Genomic DNA, 19,664 nt, shown 5'->3' on the forward strand with positions numbered 1-19,664 from the left:
ATGCTATCGGGACAAATGATGCTATCGGGACAAATGATGCTATCGGGACAAATGATGCTATCGGGCGGACACATGGGTCCGCCCCTACAAGTATCCACACCCGTCGTAGGGGCAGACCCATGTGTCTGCCCTGAATCCCACACACATACACCATAGAAATCCACCCACTCAAACCAACAAAAGAACGGTGCAGCGGAGGCTTTCACAGCTACCCTTCAGGTGGTTGCGGCGTGTTCTAATATGGTCCCATAACCAATATACTGATTATCAACACAATGACTTCTAATTTTGGGACCACTAGGACCAGGGCTCACCTTTATGAGTTTCCGGGCCAAGATTTACAGAGTTTATGATACATTCGACCCTCTTTTTCAATGATTCGCATCTCTATCAAACGAACAAGGTATCTTTTAAGCGAACTAACAGGTATTCCATGTTCCTTGGCGACCTCACTCAACTGCGTATAAGTGAAGTATTCGGGAAGTTGTGCCAATACCGAACGTATGCGATAAAACTTCTTCATCGGCTTGACTTCCTTGCCCGACTCCACGGCAGACACGGTGGTAGACAACAGTAAGCTATGCTCCAACAGTACTTTCACAATATCCATTGCCACATGAAAATCCTCATCCGTACACCGGCACTGCTGCACATTCCACATCGGCTCACACTTGCGCAACGCTGTCAGCACCATGGCTATGCGGGTCGCTATCAGTCCGTGACGAAGCACAATCGCTCCATGCGAATCATCATCTTCACTCACCACTTCCTGAAGAACGTTGCTGAAACGCTGCGTATGCTCCTCCCACTGTTCGGGAGTGAAACACACCTCGGTGGGCGAATCAGACAGGAAGATAAACATACGAAGCACCTCTTCACTCAATTTCCTGAACAGCTTCACATGGTCGGTGCCACCCTCCATGGGAGCTGCCGAAATCCATTCCCACTGCCCCTCACCGATATAAAAAGCCATGCGACTGTACATACCGTTCTCCAACGACGAAATGAAACGGTGAAGCTGAGAAGGAGTCCCCGTAAGACACAGTGCCAGATGAGGAGCATGCGCCACCACCATGCGCTTATCCGTTTTATAATAAGACGACGTCTCCTCGTGGTGAAAAGCAGCACGAAGCACATCATCATGCTTTCCACAGTCCTGCTTCATGGCATTGGTGAGCATATCCAGCTCCGACGCATTAATCACCACCCCTTGCGTACCGGCCTCCTCGAGAGCCATAATCAACTGACTCTTCGATATATTGGGCGAAATCTTGAGCATGCGCTTCACCGGAGGCTCGGGACGCTTGTCGATGTCGGGCACACGCTTCTCCTGAATGGCCAAACGTTCTTCCAGCGCCCACGCCAACTGCTTCTTGTCATACTCCGACTGCAGCGTCTTGTTCTTGTCTTCCAGATAACGCTGGACAGCATCGGGCAGAATAGAGCCGAGCGTCACAATCCCCTTGCCGCGTCCCGCACCGGCAAGGCTCATCGCATAAAAATGAGGAGTGTAGCACATGTCGGCATAATTCATCCACACACCGGGAAGACAACCGCTCAGATTGGCAAGCATCCCCAGCAGCAGACGGTCTTTTTCACGGCTGTTTCGAGCTGCTTTCAAGCCACTGACAAGAAGGTCGGGAAGAGCGTCGTACACCGACTTCGGAAAGCAGGGAGCGTCCCTGTGGAGCTTGTCCGCTTCAAGCCTCTCCTCCTCAGCCTTTTCATCCTCTCCCATGGGACCAGAAAAGCATAAAGATGAGCCCTGGTCCTTGTGGCCCCAATTATTTGTATTATCACACTGATAATCAGATAATTTCATTTGGTCCACATAGCGATATCCGGCATCCATTTTCGGGATGATATCTTCGGGTGGACATCCGGCATCGCTCAGGCGCTCCACAGCCAACTCTTCCAGTTGTCGCAACTCACTCTCGGACACTCCTTTATATCGGGCTATACGGCCCAATTTGAGCAAGAAATCATTCTTTGCCCCAGGGATGAAAGCGTTGTGGGCCAGGAAGTCGTTGAAAAAAGTGCGCAGAATGCCTGACGGGGGTTCTGAGGCAGGTTGCGATGCGGTTTCCGGTGCGATTCCTGGTGCGGTTTCCGGTGCGATTCCTGTTGCGGGTTCCAAAGCGGTTCCTGTTGCGGGTTCCAAAGCGGTTCCTGTTGCGGGTCCCGGTGCGACAGGTCTCACCTTCAGTTCCTCCATAATCTGCGCCACTTTATCAGGATGCTCCTTCAAGAATTCCCGCCAGGGGAACAGTTCGAAACGGGGCTTGCAGAAGGCTTCTTCGTCATACGACGCATAGCACGGACGAGTGGGATTCTTGCAACTCATATCGCAAGGAAAATCAATCACGCGACCGATATGCCACGCCACCACCGCATATGCCTGCACATACTCTTCGGCCGTAACAGCCTCGATGCGCACCACCACTTTCAGGCCATCGTACGATACACTTCGCCAACCTGCCCCAATCCACGGCACCGCCTTCAGCTTCTGCAGGAATTCCAGTGTACGTCCCTGCGTATGGTCGACATCAAACATGGCATTTCCACTCCACGTGCGGCGGTTCTTCAATGCATGGCTTCCCTCGCAATACCCCGCCACCACCAGGCCGGGTAATTTGTTCTTCAACTCTTTGGCTTTACTCTTATCGCCCTCAGCCATTAGGCGCTGATACATCTCGACCGACGATTTCCACCGTCCGCTGCAGATGTGATGTACAAACTCTTCCAGTGACATTTTAACGCAACGCTGTTCGCGCACATTAAAGTAGAAAGAGCATAAATCATTAAAATCCATTTTTAATGGGGTTTTAATTTAAGATAGGGAAAAAACGTTGCCCTTCGCCTGCAATCCGAGATTGCAATATGCGAAAGTACGACATATAAAACTGACGAAATATTACACTTTACGCCAAATCAACCACCGTTTACCGACTGTTTATCAGCATTCTAACAAACAGCCGGCAGAACTAAAGTGTACAATTAGCATTCTTCTTTTTATTTATTCTTTTTAACAGTAAGGACAATACTCCCCAGAGAACCCTTCCAAATTGTTCCCAATCTGTATTCTTTTAAACCCATAGTGCTTCGTTTTTTATACCCTAACGGTATAAGAAGCCCCAGAAGGACAGCCATACAGACTCACGGAGACGCTTACATACATCCTCCGTTATCACTTCTCCCCTTCCTTCTTTTAGGTCAATCTGAAAGCCCTGTGAGTGATAAGCATGAATTCTGAGTTACAATGCTGACGTCCAATCAGGTATTCGTCTGATGTACTTGATTTATAATACTTTGGAAGGACGTATGTTTTTAGCATTGCAAACTTTAAATGTTTCTCAAATATTATACCCACATACTTTTTGACTTGACCCCTTCTTTTCTTGTCGGTCAATCTCCCCCTTTCTTTTTCTTTTGCCGGTTAATCTTCCCCTGGCTCTTTTTCTTTGCCAGTCAATCTTCCCCTTTCTTCTTTTCCTTTGTCAGTTAATCTCCCCCTACCTCTTTTCCTTTGCCGGTTAATCTTCCCCTTGCTTCTTCTTTTCTTGTTGATTGGAGAATATTTTATAGCCCCTCCTACACATCCGCTTCAGTTCCGCCAGTTGCCGGTACGACAAACTCTCAATGTCTCGCTCCAGCTTTTCCAACTCTTTTTCTACACTTCTCACCCTATTCCATCTGTCACAATTTGTTTCCAAATCTTCTTTTTATTCATATTCTTAAAATATTTAAAAAATAAAAAGGCGCAAAAATATAAAAATCTGCACTTACAATGTTAAATATTTGAGTTTTTATGAACAAAATATTGTAGTTCGTAAATTTATGTCTAATTTTGCAGAGAGTTATGAGGAGGGTTCGGCAGTGAATATTACACTGACGACCGCGTAGCGTACCTTACCTCCTCCTTTCCCCCTCTCCCCCTTGGTTAATATAGAATGAAAAAATGGTATGTAGCCTACGTGCTTTCACGTCACGAGAAAAAGACTGCTGAGCGCCTCACGAAAATGGGAATCGAGAACTTCCTGCCCGTGCAGGAGGAGATTCGCCAATGGACGCACCGCCGTCAGAAGGTGACACGCGTAGTGATTCCGATGATGATTTTCGTACACGCCACACCGCAGGAACGTGCGGAGGTGCTGACACTCTCGTCGGTGAGCCGCTACATGGTGCTGAGGGGCGAGCACACCCCTGCCGTGATTCCCGACCTGCAGATGGAGCGTTTCAAGTTCATGCTGGACTATAGCGAAGAGGCAGTGGAAATGTGCAGCACACCACTGGCTCCCGGCGAAATGGTGAAGGTGATTAAAGGCCCCCTGGCAGGAATGGAAGGCGAGCTGGTGAACGTGGACGGACGCAGCAAGGTGGTGGTACGACTGGAGATGCTGGGATGCGCCGGGGTGGATATGCCGGTGGGATTTGTGGAAGCGATGAAATAAACAGGGGTTTTGTTTGGAAAATAAAGGCTATTTTCCTTTCTTTGCAAAAGAGGAACCAACTGATTCGTAAGAAGATGAAGAGTACAGCAGAAATCATCTCTATCCTAAAGAAATTCAAACAAGAGTCCGCTCACAAGTATGGCATCAAATCTTTAGGCATTTTCGGCTCATTTGCCCGCAACCAACAAGACGAGGCAAGTGATTTGGACATCTTCGTCACTCTTCAAGAGTCTGATTTCTTCACATTGGAAAAAATAAAGGAAGAGTTGGAACAACTTGTTCATTTCAAAATTGATATCGTCAATTTCAGAGATTCCCTTCGGAATTCCTTCAAACAAAACATTTTGAAAGATGCGATTTACATCTAAAGATATAGTAATAGAATATCTGGAACTGATGGTTGAGAAATCACAGTTGGTGATAGAACGTAATATTTCCATCATCAACGTACACGACTTTCTATCCTCTCCCGAAAAAATGGAAAAATTTGATGCAGCCTGTATGCTGATACAAGTCATAGGAGAAACTGCAAAAAAAATAGATGATTGGACTTCAGCAAAACTATTTCCCAATTATCCGCAAGTTTATTGGAGAGGTGTATTTGGATGCAGAAACATCATCTCTCATGAATATGGAAATGTTGACCCTCAACAAATTTTCAGTATCATCAAGAAATATTTGCCCGAATTAATTGTTTGCGTGACGAAGATTATTGAAGATTTAAAGGATGGTAAACACGATGCATTGTTCTAAATAGAATTAATGTAAAGCTTAATATCTTTAAGGATATTATGACTATACCATGAAAACGATATCATTTTCAAATTACAAAGCTTTCAACAAAGGAGAAATTGAGATTAAACCTTTGACTATTATACTTGGAGCAAACAGTTCCGGGAAAAGTAGTCTTCTCCAATTGTTCCTGATGCTTGAACAGACCATAAACAATCAAGGCGATTCACATCAATTGAAACTAAATGGTCGTTATGTGAATTTGGGAGAAGACGAAAATATATTCAAGGACAAGGATTCCAACAAAGTCTTCAGCCTTGAATTTACAATTGATTCTATTCCGTTTTTTCAAGAAATAAAAGGAGTACAAAACCGTTTACAATATGAGCTGACCGATTTTGTATTATCTGCTTACCCATATCTCAATAAAGACATTGACTTAAAAAGGCATCTAAAGGAAATTTTTCCTAATAAATCCAAGTACCAAAAGATTCTAGAATTCACAAGTCACAAAGACGAATTTATTATAAATTCATCTTCGCAGTTATCAAAGAAGAAAATAGAATTCTACAATCAAATCATACAAGAACAATTAAGAGCACGCTTTTGGGGTGACTCCCAGAAAGATAATTTACAGAAAGACTTAAATGTTCTGCTATCACAATATATCACATCAACCAAATTATACAAAGAGCTTTATCAAATAAAAGCTGCAGCAAAGCCTTTAAAAGTCAGCTATCAATTCATGCTTGACAAAACAAGCCGAAAGCTTACTTTGGTCAATCATTCCATCTTTGTTGACGACAAGATATTGGTCAGTTATGCTCCTCAAAAGAACCCCAGTATAGGCAGTGAAATATTCAATGTCTCTACTTTAAAAGGATTATTGGCCACTATAAAAACCAATTATTCATATCACGGCATTACCATTTGTCCCTCTCACGAAACAGAACGAAATAGCAAAATTGATATCATATATAATTTGCTTTCGACGGGTTGCACACAAATTGAAAATTTCTTTATGAGCCCTCGCATTAATTACGTTGGCCCATTGAGAGCATATCCGCAAAGATATTATTTCCTTGACGGTTCTGACGAATATAGTATAAAATCAGGTGAGGGACTGGCAAACATATTAAAGAATTATGAAAATGTTCGGACAGAAGTAAATAAATGGCTCAATAAATTTGGGTTATCCGTTAAAGTCAACGAATTCAAAGATATTATTCATAATATCAAAGTTCATCAAAACAATCTTTTGCTTGACCTGACAGATGTTGGATTTGGTATATCTCAAGTATTACCCATTTTGGTGCAGGGATTTTTATCACAACCAAATTCAACAACGATCATTGAGCAACCCGAAATTCATTTACACCCTAAGATGCAGGCTGAACTAGCCGATTTGTTTATTGACATTGTCAATGCATCAAAAGACGAAAAGAAACGGATAAAAAAAAGGCTTATTATTGAGACGCATAGTGAATATTTCCTTAAAAGGCTTCGGAGACGTATAGCTGAAGGTGATATCAGTAGTAAAGAAGTAGCAATCTACTTTATAGAACCACGAACATCAGACAGCGATCACGCTGAAATAAAGAAAGTGAAAGTGGATGCAGACGGTACCATTGATTGGCCAACTGATTTCTACATAACAGAATTGGAAGACGATATGGCTTTCTTTAAGAGTAAGATAAAGAATAAAAAAAAATGAACCGATTTACTGTCAGTAATGATTTCTTAACCACTTATGGTAACGACTGCGACGTTCTAGTAAATATCCTCATGACTTTTATTCAAGATAACCCATATAAAATCTGTGTGGATGATAAAGGAAAAGCTCTTGATTGTTACCAAAAATTAGCCATGCAAAATGAATATATCAGGACTTGGATTAATTTTATGGGGAAATTAGGATTTAAATGTGCAGAACGTATCTGCATCAGCAACAATAATATTGCAAACGAGAAAGATTTATTTCTTGCAATTGCATCTGAAGTTTATCCAAACAAAAGGCTATTAGTCGGTTCTAAACAGGCCTACTATCGTGAAAGAGAACAGATTATTTCGACTAATGGTATTCATTTATTAGATGCAAGTGAAACCAAAGCATTGTTGTCCTCACCGAATATTACCCAAATTTCATACGGCAACGGTTCGCCGAATATTTATGGGAACAATAATAATTTATAATATATGATTAATCAAACTTCGTCAGGGAATGGGTCGCCTAATATCATTGGCGACCGTAATAAGGTAAACAGTAAAATTAACCTCACTCAAAAAATAGTTTATGGTGGAGGCGGATTCATTATGGGAGTTATTACTTCCCTTGTTGGCTCTTGGCTTTATAAATTACTTGTAGAGTGATAAAGCGGTAGCCGTAACTTCTAGAGATTAATATTTATAAGTTATTCGCTTACTAAAATGACGGTTTTTACTCAATCGATAATTCCATTGTCGAACGTTGTTATTCGCCTCTGACCAGTGAGCGGAAAAATTCGTTATTCTTCGAAAGTGATAAGATAGCCTGCGTCTCAACAATATATCTACCATCATCTCAACATGCAGGATGCAGGGGGCTGTGCTAGATTATTTCAAGAGATTTTTCAGCGAAATTGTTAAAGGACGTAGGGATTATGAGCATTTATTGTTCTTAACTATCGAATTGAATTCTAACAACAAATCTTAAAAATCTGTATCCTTTTTGACACTATTTATTAGGAAACCGACTTGTGGAGGATTTCCTTGAGGTATACGTCAAAATTGGACACTAACCAAAATTCGGCTTAGGGCACTGAAAAGTGCCCCTTACAAAGGAGAATGCCCTAAATTGAGTATTTACATTATTTATAATGGATAAGCATAAAAAGACAATGAACTCTCCTTTAATAATAAATAGAAATTGGATAAGCAACAATAGAACCCACCTTATGGGGATAGGAATCTTACTTGTTGTTTTGTTCCATACTTATTGTACATTCGGGCGTGTATTTATGCCATTCTGCTATGGATATACAGGTGTGGATATTTTTATGCTGGTTTCAGGATTTGGCTTATGTCGTTCTTATGAATCTAATAAACTTCATACATTTTATTCTCATCGAATAAAGCGTGTTATGCCTTTATTCATCGTATATGCTCTATTGAGAAGTCTACTTTATGTTTTAGACGGTACTGAAGTAACTTTTGTGACTTAATTTTAAACTTGTCAACGTTGAGCTATTATGGAATAGGAGGACAATTTATGGATTGGTACTTATGTAGTAGTCTACTTTTATATTTGTTATTTCCGCTTTTTTATAAGATAATAAGACGAGTTGGTATGTTTGCAGTATTCTGTTCCATAGTTGCATGTTGTTTGATGTATTATTTATATCCAGATATTTAGTGGCAATTTAGATGTCTAATTAGTCGAATCCCTGTCTTTTTATTGGGCATAGCTATATACCTCCCCCATTTTGAAATCGAATGGCAAAAAGGGAGATATGACTTATGCATTTACATTTTCTTATTAATATGCGCAATATATTTACATCAAAATAATTTTTTAATCGGAGCATTACTGATTTACCCTATATTATTGATAGCATCAATATATGATAAACAGTTATGCCTTTTTAAAACTAAGTCCTATGCACAATCCGTAATCATATATATGGGAAAGCATAGCCTTCAGATTTATATAGCCAATTGCTTAATGATGTATTCGATAACAATCGACTATTATAGTAAATTTTGGAATCTTATTATTTATAGCATTGAGCATTTCATATTGATATTAATTCTAAACGCCATTACTAATAAACTCCAAAAGCATTGTTAATGAAAAAATCCCCCCATAAACATATATTGTTTATAATTGTCCTTTTAGTCACTATTGGCTTTATATCAAGTGCTTTTAGTTTTTGGGCATGGCACCAAGAAGGCATTGCCTTTAATTTTAAGAAATTGATAGGTATAATTAAAAAAGACTCAATACCACTAGAGGCTGACTATTGGGCAGTAGAAGGATGGAATCGTACAATGAGAAAATGTGATTATCATCCTGATATTATATTCTTTGGGAATAGCATAACCTACTACGGACATTGGGAAGACGAGTTCGGTTCAGATTCATGTCAGGTTATCACATTAGGATACCCAGGTGATAACTTAAAAGGAATGATGAAGCGTGTGGATTGCTTGAAAAATTTGCAGCCTAAGAAATTGTTTTTAATGGCTGGTATAAATGGATTAAAATCTATGACATTAAGTGAGTTTACTAGAGCGTATGCAAATCTTGTAGACTCAATTGGTAAAGCAACACCTTCAACTATTATCTATTTGGAGAGTATTCTACCTGTTTGTAACTCTAATAGATATGCAGACAATAATAAAATAATTGAAGCAAATAGAATAATAAAGGACTATGCTACAAACAAAGAATATATTTATTTAGATATACACAACTTATATTATACGAATGGAGGCTTGGACAAATCTTTATCTGAAGATGGAATACATCTAAAAAGAGAAGCTTATAAGCCGTGGTATCAATATTTAAAACGATTTATTAATAAATAGGTATGATAAGTTCTTTTTTTAAGGGAAATGAACGTAGTGTTACAGTAAAAAAAAATATTCTAGGTTCTTTGGCAGTAAAAGGATTCAGTATTTTAATATCCTTAATGCTTGTGCCAATGACTTTAGGGTATGTAAATTCAGAACTATATGGCATTTGGTTAATGCTTTCTTCGATTATGGTTTGGCTTAGTTTTTTTGACATTGGCTTTACTCTTGGGTTAAAAAACAAATTGGCTGAATCGATAGCTTTAGGTGATTGGAATAGAGGAAAGTCATTAGTCAGTACAACATATTTCATAATGGTTTTGATTTTCGTTCCATTATGTATTATCATTGAATTAGTTGTCCCATTTATAAATTGGAGTACTTTTCTAAACATTAATATTCAGTATAATGATGAAGTTACAAGGACTGTTCATGTTTTAGTCTTATTTTTCTGTTTGCAGATGATTGTTAACGTACTTACTTCTGTAATATCTGCGTTCCAAAAAGTTGCATTAGCTGCAATCTTTCCAGTAATTGGTAACTTTGTATCTCTTCTTGTGATTTGGCTCTTGACCAAGTTTTGTGCTCCATCATTGATAGCTTTGGCTTTTGCTATATCAGCAATGCCTATAATTGTCCTTATATTTGCTACATTTATACTTTTTAATAGTACTTTTTCACAGGTTCGTCCTAGTTTTAAACATATCAAAAAATGCTATATTAATGATGTCTTCTCTTTAGGAGCACGTTTTTTTCTGATACAAATTCAAGTGTTGATTTTGTATCAGAGTACTAATATTTTAATTAGCAATGTTAGTGGTCCAGAAGATGTTACGGCATATAATATAGCATACAAATATATGAGTGTAGCTATGATGATTTTTACAATCATATTATCTCCCTTATGGCCTGCTTTTACAGATGCTTATACAAAAAAAGATTTTTACTGGATGAGGTCAGTGTATAAAAAAATATCCCAAATATTTTTCATATCTTGTATAGGACTAGCGATAATGGTATGTATTTCTCCTTTTGCATATTCAATTTGGATTGGTGATAAGGCAAATATACCAATAGCTATGACAATTGCAGTCTGTATATATATGGTGATTTATAATTGGGATAGTTTGCAAGTCAATTTAATAAATGGAGTTGGATCTATTAAGTTACAAACCTATGTTACATTAATAGGAATTGTACTACATATTCCTTTGTCTCTATTTTTAGGTGTTGTATGTAGATTGGGCACAATAGGTGTTATTATCTCCATGATTGTTATTAACACTATCTATGCTTCTTTCTTCACTATACAAATTAATAAAATAATAAATAAGAATGCCTTTGGTATTTGGATTAAATAGAATGTAATGCAGAACAAAAATAAACCTATTGATAGTGCTTCAAGTGAGAAAAAGACAAAAATAATATCCAGCGTTAACCGAGAGGATTCAGATTCTTTTGACTACGCAACGACAATATTAAATCAACTTCAGGATAGATTTAATTGGGGAAAGAAATTTTTTATTGGTTTATTATTACTGATAAAAACCTTAAAGCAATTTATTGTAAATTCTAACTTAATTCGTTATATCCAGTCGAAATATAGATTTGGAAGAAAGGTACAATTTAAATTTAGTTCTAAAATATCGGACAAATCTGTATTTGAAGGAGCTAATAAGATAGGTAGTCATACAATATTTGATGGGAAAATGGGATTCGGAAGTTATATTGGTTGGAATTCTGAGATTTCGGCTAACATAGGTAGATACACCAGTATTGCACCATGGGTAAGAGTTAATAATGGCGTTCATCCTTTTACTTATCCGTACATTGCAACTAGTCCTATGTTTTATTCTACTCAAAAACAGAATGGCTACTCTTTTACAAAGAAAAATTTGTTTAAAGAATTTGTAGATAAAGTAATAATAGGAAATGACGTCTGGATAAATGAGAATGTATTTTTAGTTGGCGGAATAAATATTGGTGATGGAGCAATAGTATTGGCTGGAGCTGTAGTAACAAAAGATGTGCCACCTTATGCTATAGTAGGTGGTGTTCCAGCCAAAATATTGAGGTATCGGTATTCCGAAGAAGATATTAAATTTCTTCTTAATTTAAAATGGTGGAATAAGGACGCGAATTGGTTGTGTAATAATTATGAACTGCTACTTAATATAGACAAGTTGAAAGATATATTTCAAAAATAATCATGCTAAATTTTATAGAAAAATTTCTATCCTTACCCAAAAGTTTATATGTTAGTTTTCGTTTGTTTCCATTTAACGAAGCAATCAAGTGTCCTTGTCTTGTTAGATATAATACAAAACTTATTAGTCTTGACGGAACAATAAAAGTAAAATGGGGGGGGGTAAAACCATTCATGTTTTATGTTGGATTTGGACAAGTTGGTATATTTGATAAAACTTACGAACGTACAGTTCTTCAAATAAATGGAGTTGTAGAGTTGGATGGTAAGGTATATTTAGGACAGGGCTGTAGGCTTTCTGTTGCTAATAATGCAGTTGTGCACTTCGGAAAAAGTTTTGTTAACACGGCTGCAATGACATTAGTCTGTTCTAATTCAGTGTTTTTTGGTGAAGATTGTACGGTTGCTTGGAACACATTGATTATGGATACAGATTGGCATCAAACAATTGATGTTGTAAACAACAAAGTTAAGCCATGTAGCAAGCCAATTCATGTCGGTTGTAGGACATGGATTGGTACACGAGCAATAGTGCTTAAAGGTGCGCATATACCTGATGGATGTATTATAGGAGCAGGTGCTATCATCACCCAAAAGTTCGATAAAGAGAATGCTTGCATAGTAGGAAATCCAGCTCGAATAGCAAAAGAAAATATTACAATGCAAAGAAAGAATTAAAATATAGTTATGAATATGAATTTCTTTATAATTATCTATAAATCAATATTCAGGGGGGGGGGGGCAAAATTAGACAGTGGTTCTTTCAAAAATATGCTCAAGCATATTTTAAGAGTAGAGGCGCAATTCTTGAGTCTCCGTCACATTTTTATGGAAAGACATTGCTCAATTTTGATAAAACAAGTAATGTTAATATAGGTACAAATTTTATATGTCGTTCTGGTAAAACAAATCAAATAGACAATAGCTCTACTTCTAAATTAGTATGCGGACCTGACGTCAAACTTTCGATAGGGGATATTCTGGTACTTCTAATACCAATATTTATGCAATGGAGAGTGTATCAATTAGTCATCATGTTAATATAGGTGCATCCACATTAATATTTGACACCAATTTTCATAGCACTAATTGGCAAGACAGATTATCAAGGTCGACAGATTGTGTTAATGCTAAAACATCTCCAGTGCTAATTGGCAATTATGTGTTTATAGGAGCACGGTGTATTATAACGAAGGGGTGCTGTATAGGAGACAGATCAATGATTGCAGCTGGAAGTGTGGTTGTATCAGCCATTCCTGCTGATGAATTATGGGGCGGAAATTCTGCAAAGTTCATTAAAAAGTTAATATAAACATCAAACATTCTATGATAGGTATTTTATTACTTATAGTGGCCTTATTCTATTACTTTAAGCCACAGAAACGATGGATAAGTTATTTTCTTTATGCCAGTTTTATGCTAAATGGTTTTTGTTTACTGACAGATAGTGTTATTGGCTTTAAAAATGCTGATATGGCTGTAATATATACGTTTATCATATCCATAAATCTTATATTAAAAGGGAAATATAAAATATCAAATATCTCATTTATAAAGCAATATAAATGGCTGATTATTTTTTTCTTTTGTTCTTTCTTATTTTCTGTCGTATATTATAAATTTACTTTATTTGATGTATTACAAGGTTCTCGAGCTTACTTATTATTGTTTTCATTACCTATAGTGTGTAATATGTCTGAATATAATTTTAAAAAATTAATGAAGGCTGTTTTCATTATTACATCAATAACCTGCTTCTTATATATAATGCAAACTGCTGTTGGACGCCCCTTAATGCCTTATGGAGATGGAACGGCAGATTCTTATACAATAGATTTTACAACAGGGCTTGCAAGATTCTATAATATGCCCCCATTCACAACTTTTTTTCTTGCTTTATCTTTTGTAAATCCACAAATATTTGGAAAGAGAGTAATCATATTTAGAATTTTATTCTTTTTGGCGTTGGTTTGTTCGTTGGGACGAACAGCTATTGCTGCTGGCATTTTAGTTACATTTTTAGCCGTCTTTTTTAGTGGAAAAGCATCTAGATTGATAAAGGTTGGATTGGCTATGTCTATACTATTTATTCCCTTAGCCGATGTAATACAAGATAGATTTAGAAAGGGGGAAACAGATAAAGATTTAAGCATTTTGTTGAAAGGCGGTGCGATTGATTATGAAAACACAAATGATGGAGGTACCATGACGTATAGAATTGCATGGGTTCTTGAACGATATAACTATATAATTGAACGTCCTATTGTGGAGCAAATATTTGGGCTCGGCTTTATTTCGGATGCCAACCCTAAGACTGTAAAGAAATACAACTTTCGTCTTGGTTTATATAATCCATATACAAAAACAGCAACGCAGCTCACGACGCCTGATATAGCTTATGGAAACCTTTTAACTCAATGGGGATTTGTAGGAGGTTCATTATATTTGATTTTTGTAATAAGCATGATTTATTTTTTTTATAAGCGCAGGAAATTTAATGCATATACAGCTGTTGTAGCTGCATATTTAATTGCATTATTACTACTATCTTTTAGTGGTAACGAAATGTCTCAACCAAAGAATTTCATATTATATTTCATAGTATTATCAACCTTTATCAATAAGCAGAAACAAGATGAAATTAATTCACATAGAGTCAGGATTGGGTAATCAGATGTTGAGCTATTGCGAATTTCTGTCTATGCGAAAGGCAAATCCAAATGATGATATTTACGTAGAAACTATCATTTTTGATATCCCGGAGTGTAACGAAGTAACATGCCAGTGGAATGGGTATGAACTAGAAAAGGTATTTGGAATAAATTCTCCTAATATCAGCACAATTGTATCAGATAGTAATTGGGAGAATTTGATGAATGAGATACGTGATAGTCATTTTTGGGAAAAAAATATGAATTATCCAGTCTATTTCACTAAGGCTTTTAAGAACATCGGCATTGATTTAGTTAATACATGGGGCGATTTTGAGCAACCGCAATTCATGCAGGAACATAATGAAAAAAAGAGCAAGGGAAGCCTAAAGTATAGAATCCATCATTCTGTTCCTTATATGCATTTGAGAATGTGGAAAATGCGTAAACCAAAAACAATCGTAGATTGCAGCAATGAACTATTTCCCTCTTCTTCTGACAATCTATTTGCAGGTCAAAAACTTAAATTCAAGAATAAGGGAAGCGGTATAGAACTTATTGAAAATGAAATACGTCAGTCTTTTACTTTTCCTGCTCTCAAAGGCCAAAAGAATATCGATGCGATGGATTATATCCGAGCTTGTAATTCAGTAGCTATTCATGCACGCCGAGGCGATATGTTAGGTTCTAACTATGCTTGTTATGCTACCGGATATTTTAAACGTGCTGTAAAGTATATACGTAGGCATTCTCACAATCCTAAATTCTTTATTTTCTGTGATCCAGGAAGTATACAATGGGCAAAAGAGAATGAAAATGTCCTTGGACTTGACTTTTCAAAGGATGAGATTCATTTCGTAGATTGGAATAAATCAACTGATAGTTATATAGATATGCAATTGATGGCAGAATGCAAACATCAAATCATAACAAATAGCTCTTTTGGTTGGTGGGGGGCTTGGTTGAATACTAATCCAGATAAAATAACAATATCACCTGATTATAGAATAAATACTACTCACACATTATAATTTCCCATTATGGCTAGAGATTCAAGTATAGATATAGCAAAAGGAATAGGTATTACACTTGTCGTATTTTTCCACTTTGTTCATTTAAACAAGCTTCCTTATTTTTATGAATGGGGGGGGTAAACTCACTTTATCAACAATGCACAGACAAATCAATAGCAGTTTGGGGCGTAGAAGATTATCCATATCAAAAAGGGTGTAAGCAACGATGTGATATCTATCAGAATCTCCTTATTTGAATTCTGGTGTAATGATTATGAATCTTACACACTGGAGAGAAGTTTCTAAAAAAATCAATTTTATCAAATTGTTGAAAAAGGAAAGATAAACAAAAAAGCATCAATGATCAAGATGTTATTAATATTGTTTTTGAAGGGAATATAAAATCTCTCAGCCAAAATACAATTGCACAAATATGTTCTTTGGAATTAGAACTCCGATGCTTCCTAAATATTCCCAAGCATGGATTGAAGCAAGAAAAGATCCTATTATAGTCCATTTTACGAATGCTCGCAAACCATGGGCTGAATCCGTGTGGCACCCATATAAGAAAACTTGGATTGATTGTTTAAATCAAACTCCGTATACCGGGAAAGTAAGTATAACTAATTATAGAACCATAATTGATAGTCTTTTTATATTTCTCACATCTTTATGTGATAGCATAAGATTTGTCATTTATAAAATTAAAACAAAACGATGTCTCTTATAAGTAATTTGATTAAGCGATATAATCTTTTAAAGGAAGAGAAGATGAAAAAAAATTAGGCCATTGCGGTATTGATTGTAATATTCTGCCACCATGGTCTATAGGTGTGCCACAAAACATCTACCTCGAAGATTATACTTTGGTTCAACCGCATAGTAATTTCGTGATTGCAGGAGGAAGAGTCTTTATCAAGAAATGGACTAGTCTTTCTTTTAACTGCACTATAGTTACAGGAAACCACAAACCTACAGTAGGCCTCAATCAGCGAATAATAGAACGACTCCATATAAACGATATTGAAAAGGATGTTGTTATTGGAGAGGACTGTTGGGTAGGTGCTAATGTGACTATCCTTTCTGGGACGATGCTTGGACGTGGCAGTGTTGTTGGGGCTTGTAGTTTATTGAATAAATCTTCCCCCCCCCTATGCTGTTTTAGTAGGAACGCCAGCTAAAATTGTTGGAGTAAAATTTTCGTTAGAGCAAATACTTAAACACGAAAGCAATCTTTATCCAGAGCATGAACGTATGAGCCGCGATGAGCTTGAAGTTCTTTTTGAGAAATACTATAAAGGACTGAAATCTATGGGCACAGACTATTTGTCTCCTGAAGAGAAGATGAAATCTATGCAATATGCTAATATGCAATATAAAATATGATAGATAATAAAATTGACCTTAGATAAGTTAATTTCCCAATACAGAGGATATCTAATGGGATGGGTAATCATACTTGTCTTAGTATTTCATTTCCCCTTTGCCGACCCAAGTTGGCCCCTCTTGTGAGTTATACCAAAGGTAAATTGTGCTGCAATGTGGATATTTTCCTTTTCCTCAGTGCATTTGGGCTTTCATATAGTTACAAAGAGAATAGTCTTTCTCATTTTTATAAGAACCGTTTGATACGTATTTTCCCTTTGTTTGTAATAGCTCAGATTGTCTGTACACTATTAGTCCAGTATCAGACGAGGCAGTCAGCATCTTTAATAGATTGGATATCGAATTTATCATCTTTTTCCTATTACGGAATTGGAGGAACGACATTTAATTGGTATATTTCTTTTATACTACTGCTCTACATACTTTTTCCATTACTACATCTATTGATAAAGAAGTTAGGCATTTATGCATTGTTATTAGCATCCATTCTTATATTTGTCATTTTTCACAATAATCAATTGGAATGGCAATATGATTGTGCATTAAGTCGTCTATCAATGTTTTTGTATGGAATATATTTTGTCATGAATAAAAATTCGCGGACAAATATAATACTGGGTGGAGTGATTGTCTCTATGCTATCTTTTTTTTCAGACGCTAGTTATATTCGTATGGAATCTATTGGATTATTTGTAATGATAATCCTATTATGTAGTATTTTAATACCCCCCATTTGATTGGAGACAGGCTTATAAGGCTAATGATCGCCATAGGACGTTACACGCTGGAGATATATTTGGCCAATGGAATTGTAATGTTAAATATGGTATGTCTGCCTATTCAGTATAAGATGAAAATATATTGGATGATACTCCTTTACATAATGCTTAATGTCATTTATTCATGTGTGTTTATAGGTGTCAACAACTTACTAAAGAAAATTATTAAATAAATATGATACAAGTAATCGTTTTTTCATTTAATCGAGCTTTGCAGCTTGATACATTGCTCTGTACTATGCTGGAGCATTGGAAGCAGCCTTCATTTGAACTAGATGTAGTTTATAACACCTCATCTTTAGATTTTCAAAACGGTTATGACATGCTGATAGAAAAGATGTCTAAGAATCCTTTTATTCATTTTCATAAAGAAGAACAACCTGCTGATAAAGTCGGTATTCGTGATATATTGAATATTCATAATATAAAGCGATTTTATGAAAGGAAATGCCTCCGTCATCCGAGGACAAACTTTCGCTCACTAACTATTAATTTAATGGAACAGTCATCGGCTAAACATATCATGTTTATGACTGATGATGCCATGTTTATAGATGACGTCAATCTCAATGAGGATATTTTGACTTGGATACTTAGCGAGCCTGAACAAAATCAGTATGCTTTGAGGGTAGGTTTTGGCATGGATGACAAAAATGCGCACTATAATGAGTGTGCAGACTATCTGGCTTGGGAGTTCGATAAGCAAGATTCATCTACAAATTGGGGCTATTGTTTTTCTGTTGATGCTCATATCTACGCAAAATCTACTATCCTTGAGTTGTTTAAGCGTAATCTATTTGTAAATCCGAATACGCTTGAGGGTCCGATATATGGAGATGCCTTCCGTCATGGCCTTCTAAATCAAGGGCGGGGACCTAAATACACTAAAATACTCAGTTTCCCCATCAATATGGTACAGACAGTAGATAAAAATGAGACCTTGGGTGTATCGACTGAAAAGATGAACCAATATTATCTTGATGGATATACTATGAGATACCCATTACCAGAGAAGCCTAATCACTTCCAGCAATATCCAGAATCCTTACTTTTCTACAAAGATGGTGAAAAAAAAGCTATAAAAATGGTATAATGGAAGCACTGCGTTTTAACAATATTGATATAGCCAGAGGCTTGGCGATGTTGGTAATCATCGAGTGGCACACTTTAGGGTTTCACTGCTCATATACAGATGGCTGGGCTATGCCTATCTTCTTTTTTATTATGGGAATCTTTTACAAGCAACCTGTTTGTCTTAGAGATGTTGTTTTGAAGAAAGCAAAAGGGCTACTGATTCCTTTGCTGGCGTTTAGTTTTCCAGCTTTGATTATAGCATTGGTGAGTAAATCTCTTACTAGTGTAGTTAAACAGATACTGAATCCATATGTTAACCTACATGGGGTAGCATGGTTTTTACTTTGTACGTTTTGGTGTTATATCATAAGTTATTTAGTCCACAAGTATATAAAGTCTGAACTGCTTGTACTTATTACTTTTATTTTGATTTCAGTTATAGGATACTATACAGGCCAAATGCATATCCTTAGTCATCGCGTTGTTCTTCCTTTCTATTTTTCTACAGCTATGACAGCAATAGGCTTTTTAGGGATAGGTGAGATATGTAAAAAGTATATTTTATCTATTCAAGATTATAAATTTAAATATTTAAGTGCAAGTTTGCTTGCTTATTGGGGGGGGTAATTATGTTCTCGCCACAAGAAACTAGTTATATTTGGAATACTTATGGCAATTCATACATTTCGTTATTATATAACGGTGTAGCTGGAAGCGTTTTTATTATATCATTGAGCAACTACTTATCTTCAAAATTGTCGGCATTGGGTAAATACTCTCTGCTACTTCTCCTTATTCATCCTTATATGATTATGATTTTT

Annotated in this window: 18 protein-coding genes; 16 read left to right on the plus strand and 2 right to left on the minus strand. The window is 36.7% G+C overall.

Annotation, left to right across the window (positions count from 1 at the left end; translation table 11 throughout):
* Positions 1-316: 316 nt before the first annotated feature.
* Complete coding sequence (locus QYT14_RS09830) at positions 317-2,812, minus strand: DUF3987 domain-containing protein (RefSeq protein ID WP_288325316.1); 2,496 nt, start codon at positions 2,810-2,812, stop codon at positions 317-319.
* A 721-nt stretch (positions 2,813-3,533) separates the two neighbouring features.
* Positions 3,534-3,713: a hypothetical protein gene (locus QYT14_RS09835; protein ID WP_288325317.1), complete on the minus strand. Its 180-nt coding sequence runs from the start codon at positions 3,711-3,713 to the stop codon at positions 3,534-3,536.
* A 237-nt stretch (positions 3,714-3,950) separates the two neighbouring features.
* On the opposite strand from QYT14_RS09835, the gene QYT14_RS09840 reads away from it, so the two are divergent.
* The 16 genes from QYT14_RS09840 (at position 3,951) to QYT14_RS09900 (ending at position 19,470) form a co-directional block, all read left to right on the plus strand.
* Positions 3,951-4,451 carry a UpxY family transcription antiterminator gene (locus tag QYT14_RS09840; protein ID WP_288325318.1) on the plus strand — a complete coding sequence of 167 codons (501 nt, stop codon included), beginning with the start codon at positions 3,951-3,953 and terminating at the stop codon, positions 4,449-4,451.
* A 74-nt stretch (positions 4,452-4,525) separates the two neighbouring features.
* The gene (locus QYT14_RS09845) at positions 4,526-4,819 is read left to right on the plus strand and encodes a nucleotidyltransferase domain-containing protein (RefSeq protein WP_288325319.1); all 294 of its coding nucleotides are present in this window, start codon (positions 4,526-4,528) and stop codon (positions 4,817-4,819) included.
* Positions 4,803-5,204, plus strand: a complete 402-nt coding sequence (locus tag QYT14_RS09850; RefSeq protein WP_288325320.1) for a HepT-like ribonuclease domain-containing protein — start codon at positions 4,803-4,805, stop codon at positions 5,202-5,204. The genes QYT14_RS09845 and QYT14_RS09850 overlap by 17 nt, the downstream gene beginning before the upstream one ends.
* A gap of 49 nt (positions 5,205-5,253) precedes the next feature.
* Complete coding sequence (locus tag QYT14_RS09855) at positions 5,254-6,897, plus strand: AAA family ATPase (protein WP_288325321.1); 1,644 nt, start codon at positions 5,254-5,256, stop codon at positions 6,895-6,897.
* Positions 6,894-7,376 carry a hypothetical protein gene (locus tag QYT14_RS09860; protein WP_288325322.1) on the plus strand — a complete coding sequence of 161 codons (483 nt, stop codon included), beginning with the start codon at positions 6,894-6,896 and terminating at the stop codon, positions 7,374-7,376. The genes QYT14_RS09855 and QYT14_RS09860 overlap by 4 nt, the downstream gene beginning before the upstream one ends.
* A 1,632-nt stretch (positions 7,377-9,008) precedes the next feature.
* Entirely contained in the window at positions 9,009-9,749 is a 741-nt protein-coding gene (locus QYT14_RS09865; protein WP_288325323.1) for a GDSL-type esterase/lipase family protein, read from the plus strand.
* Between the two features lie 2 nt (positions 9,750-9,751).
* Entirely contained in the window at positions 9,752-11,095 is a 1,344-nt protein-coding gene (locus tag QYT14_RS09870) for an oligosaccharide flippase family protein (RefSeq protein WP_288325324.1), read from the plus strand.
* Positions 11,096-11,101: 6 nt separating this feature from the next.
* A complete protein-coding gene (locus tag QYT14_RS09875; protein ID WP_288325325.1) occupies positions 11,102-11,941 on the plus strand; it encodes a CatB-related O-acetyltransferase in 840 nt (279 codons plus the stop codon).
* Positions 11,942-11,943: 2 nt separating this feature from the next.
* Entirely contained in the window at positions 11,944-12,618 is a 675-nt protein-coding gene (locus QYT14_RS09880) for a hypothetical protein (protein WP_288325326.1), read from the plus strand.
* A 331-nt stretch (positions 12,619-12,949) separates the two neighbouring features.
* Positions 12,950-13,252, plus strand: a complete 303-nt coding sequence (locus QYT14_RS18860; protein ID WP_289307798.1) for a DapH/DapD/GlmU-related protein — start codon at positions 12,950-12,952, stop codon at positions 13,250-13,252.
* 14 nt (positions 13,253-13,266) lie between these two features.
* A complete protein-coding gene (locus QYT14_RS09885; protein WP_288325327.1) occupies positions 13,267-14,610 on the plus strand; it encodes a hypothetical protein in 1,344 nt (447 codons plus the stop codon).
* Positions 14,576-15,622 carry an alpha-1,2-fucosyltransferase gene (locus QYT14_RS09890; protein ID WP_288325328.1) on the plus strand — a complete coding sequence of 349 codons (1,047 nt, stop codon included), beginning with the start codon at positions 14,576-14,578 and terminating at the stop codon, positions 15,620-15,622. Before QYT14_RS09885 ends, QYT14_RS09890 begins: the two co-directional genes overlap by 35 nt.
* Positions 15,623-16,494: 872 nt before the next feature.
* On the plus strand, positions 16,495-16,785 hold the full coding sequence (locus QYT14_RS18865; protein ID WP_353886555.1) for a DapH/DapD/GlmU-related protein: 291 nt from the start codon (positions 16,495-16,497) through the stop codon (positions 16,783-16,785).
* Between the two features lie 264 nt (positions 16,786-17,049).
* On the plus strand, positions 17,050-17,727 hold the full coding sequence (locus QYT14_RS18870) for an acyltransferase family protein (RefSeq protein ID WP_353886554.1): 678 nt from the start codon (positions 17,050-17,052) through the stop codon (positions 17,725-17,727).
* 217 nt (positions 17,728-17,944) lie between these two features.
* On the plus strand, positions 17,945-18,862 hold the full coding sequence (locus QYT14_RS09895) for a hypothetical protein (protein ID WP_288325329.1): 918 nt from the start codon (positions 17,945-17,947) through the stop codon (positions 18,860-18,862).
* Positions 18,862-19,470, plus strand: coding sequence for an acyltransferase family protein (locus QYT14_RS09900; RefSeq protein ID WP_288325330.1), 609 nt, complete (start codon positions 18,862-18,864; stop codon positions 19,468-19,470). The genes QYT14_RS09895 and QYT14_RS09900 overlap by 1 nt, the downstream gene beginning before the upstream one ends.
* The last annotated feature ends 194 nt before the right edge of the window (positions 19,471-19,664 follow it).

This window comes from uncultured Phocaeicola sp., assembly GCF_948499155.1.
GTDB classification, from domain to species: domain Bacteria; phylum Bacteroidota; class Bacteroidia; order Bacteroidales; family Bacteroidaceae; genus Phocaeicola; species Phocaeicola faecalis.

Excerpts from the sequence above, each read along its gene's own strand:
- QYT14_RS09895 (WP_288325329.1), top strand. The coding sequence starts at position 17,945 with ATGATACAAGTAATCGTTTTTTCATTTAATCGAGCTTTGCAGCTTGAT.
- QYT14_RS18860 (WP_289307798.1), top strand. The coding sequence starts at position 12,950 with ATGGAGAGTGTATCAATTAGTCATCATGTTAATATAGGTGCATCCACA.
- QYT14_RS09860 (WP_288325322.1), top strand. The coding sequence starts at position 6,894 with ATGAACCGATTTACTGTCAGTAATGATTTCTTAACCACTTATGGTAAC.
- QYT14_RS09875 (WP_288325325.1), top strand. The coding sequence starts at position 11,102 with ATGCAGAACAAAAATAAACCTATTGATAGTGCTTCAAGTGAGAAAAAG.
- QYT14_RS09870 (WP_288325324.1), top strand. The coding sequence starts at position 9,752 with ATGATAAGTTCTTTTTTTAAGGGAAATGAACGTAGTGTTACAGTAAAA.
- QYT14_RS09850 (WP_288325320.1), top strand. The coding sequence starts at position 4,803 with ATGCGATTTACATCTAAAGATATAGTAATAGAATATCTGGAACTGATG.
- QYT14_RS09845 (WP_288325319.1), top strand. The coding sequence starts at position 4,526 with ATGAAGAGTACAGCAGAAATCATCTCTATCCTAAAGAAATTCAAACAA.
- QYT14_RS09880 (WP_288325326.1), top strand. The coding sequence starts at position 11,944 with ATGCTAAATTTTATAGAAAAATTTCTATCCTTACCCAAAAGTTTATAT.
- QYT14_RS09830 (WP_288325316.1), bottom strand. The coding sequence starts at position 2,812 with ATGGATTTTAATGATTTATGCTCTTTCTACTTTAATGTGCGCGAACAG.
- QYT14_RS09840 (WP_288325318.1), top strand. The coding sequence starts at position 3,951 with ATGAAAAAATGGTATGTAGCCTACGTGCTTTCACGTCACGAGAAAAAG.
- QYT14_RS09890 (WP_288325328.1), top strand. The coding sequence starts at position 14,576 with ATGAAATTAATTCACATAGAGTCAGGATTGGGTAATCAGATGTTGAGC.
- QYT14_RS09865 (WP_288325323.1), top strand. The coding sequence starts at position 9,009 with ATGAAAAAATCCCCCCATAAACATATATTGTTTATAATTGTCCTTTTA.
- QYT14_RS18870 (WP_353886554.1), top strand. The coding sequence starts at position 17,050 with ATGGGTAATCATACTTGTCTTAGTATTTCATTTCCCCTTTGCCGACCC.
- QYT14_RS09885 (WP_288325327.1), top strand. The coding sequence starts at position 13,267 with ATGATAGGTATTTTATTACTTATAGTGGCCTTATTCTATTACTTTAAG.
- QYT14_RS09900 (WP_288325330.1), top strand. The coding sequence starts at position 18,862 with ATGGAAGCACTGCGTTTTAACAATATTGATATAGCCAGAGGCTTGGCG.
- QYT14_RS09855 (WP_288325321.1), top strand. The coding sequence starts at position 5,254 with ATGAAAACGATATCATTTTCAAATTACAAAGCTTTCAACAAAGGAGAA.